The organism is Bacillus sp. FG16 (assembly GCF_057809515.1).
Window position 1 is genome coordinate 1 of the sequence record NZ_JBMDKC010000243.1, and the last position, 1,519, is coordinate 1,519.

The following is a 1,519-nucleotide window of genomic DNA, read 5'->3' on the forward strand; positions in this document are numbered from 1 at the left end:
ATTTGTACATGCTTAAACAAGTGAAAATGTACATGATCATCTTGACATTTACATTCTTTGGGAAAATCATCGAATTCCCTATGCAAAATTGATAACATTTCTTCCCTCGTTATCTTAAAGTTTTTATTTTCTATTTGAAACTCATAAGCTTTTGCGTTTGGTACTAAAATTACTAGATAGGTAGCATTAAAGAGAAAATTCTTCTTCATCGTATCTTTTTCATCAAACCAATACGTCTCAATCATTTCTTCTGTAAGAGCCCCACTCTCTTTTGCACCATAGTTCACTTTTATATTTTCATTTTCTAAACTTATACTTTGAACTGTTCCACCACCGGGTAAATGATTAATAATTGCAACCACATCTGAATTATTACCAACGTATGTCCCAGTATATTTCTTAAAATCATCTGACCTAACATCATATATATCTTTTATTCTTTCTCCGTTAGAACAAGCCGTAATGAATAAAAAAATTGTTAGCATAACGATCATGTTATGATGCATATATTTCATTTAGCATCCCCCATTTTTATCGATATTTCGTTAATTACAATATTTACTTTCAAATCCCTTTTAAATATACGCATTTTAATCAAAATTAAAAATTTTCATTTTTTATGTTTACAATTATCCATTAATTGTATATACTTACTAACGTAAGAAAAAAATTCTAAAAGGAGGTCGAAGGAAATGATGAAATTACAATTACATGCATTAACTTTAGCGTTAACTGCACCTGTGTTTTCTGGACAATTAAATATGAATTCGACCACCCTAATGGAGAATTGAAAATCGTACTTTATTTCATTTAATTCATAAATTCGCCACAGGAGGTCGTATACTTTCCTGTGGCTTTTTCACGCCCAGCCATAGGAGAACTGTATCTTCCTGTGGTTTTTTTGCGCGATTTTTTAGTCTCTTACATTATTTTTCTAAGAAAGGAGCAACATTCAATGACTATTAGCGTATTGTTTTTAAGTATTACGATTCAAAGAAATACAATTTCCAAAGATGAAATTCTTCATAATGAGCAAATTGAAAAAGCTATGAATGATGTTAAGGAGCGCCAAGCACTTTACTGTGATCACCTGTAATTCCTTTTCGAAAGGAGGAATTCATTTATGACTTTTCATATTTTCTTTTTTACGACTGTGCTTCAAAAAAATACTTTATCTGAAACTGAAAACAATCGTAAACAACAGTTAAAACAACTGACTGATAAAATAACTGATATTAAAAGTTCATACTACACTCAAATGTATTAAAAATATATTTTAAAGGGGTCATATATTCATGAAATTTAAAGCATTCTTTTTAACTATCACCATTCAAAAACGTAAGCTTTCACAGAAAGAGATTTTACGTGAGCAACACATTCAAAATATTATGGACGAAGTAAAAGAGCGCCAATCTTCTTATTACACTCGTCTTTTCTAAATCACTTATAAAGGGGTTATTATCCAATGAAATTTAAAGTATTCTTTTTAACCATTACCATTCAAAAAAATACATTTTCC

General features: G+C 29.6%; 5 protein-coding genes. 4 read left to right on the plus strand and 1 reads right to left on the minus strand.

Annotated elements, in window-relative coordinates; translation table 11 throughout:
• The coding region (locus ACODS7_RS31935) for a DUF4825 domain-containing protein (RefSeq protein WP_488828575.1) at window positions 1–515 on the minus strand (515 nt) is incomplete at its 3' end.
• A 440-nt stretch (window positions 516–955) separates the two neighbouring features.
• On the opposite strand from ACODS7_RS31935, the gene ACODS7_RS31940 reads away from it, so the two are divergent.
• From ACODS7_RS31940 to ACODS7_RS31955, 4 genes are all read left to right on the plus strand, one after another.
• Window positions 956–1,096 (plus strand): YrzI family small protein, encoded by a 141-nt coding sequence (locus tag ACODS7_RS31940; RefSeq protein ID WP_000156193.1) that lies wholly within the window; start codon window positions 956–958, stop codon window positions 1,094–1,096.
• Window positions 1,097–1,123: 27 nt separating this feature from the next.
• Window positions 1,124–1,267, plus strand: a complete 144-nt coding sequence (locus ACODS7_RS31945) for a YrzI family small protein (protein WP_098138995.1) — start codon at window positions 1,124–1,126, stop codon at window positions 1,265–1,267.
• A 28-nt stretch (window positions 1,268–1,295) separates the two neighbouring features.
• Entirely contained in the window at window positions 1,296–1,439 is a 144-nt protein-coding gene (locus ACODS7_RS31950; protein WP_000668963.1) for a YrzI family small protein, read from the plus strand.
• Between the two features lie 26 nt (window positions 1,440–1,465).
• On the plus strand, window positions 1,466–1,519 hold a 54-nt coding region (locus ACODS7_RS31955), incomplete at its 3' end, for a YrzI family small protein (protein WP_488828579.1).

Bases quoted from the DNA above. Each gene is read 5' to 3' on its own strand.
- ACODS7_RS31940 (WP_000156193.1), top strand. From the start codon at position 956: ATGACTATTAGCGTATTGTTTTTAAGTATTACGATTCAAAGAAATACA.
- ACODS7_RS31945 (WP_098138995.1), top strand. From the start codon at position 1,124: ATGACTTTTCATATTTTCTTTTTTACGACTGTGCTTCAAAAAAATACT.
- ACODS7_RS31950 (WP_000668963.1), top strand. From the start codon at position 1,296: ATGAAATTTAAAGCATTCTTTTTAACTATCACCATTCAAAAACGTAAG.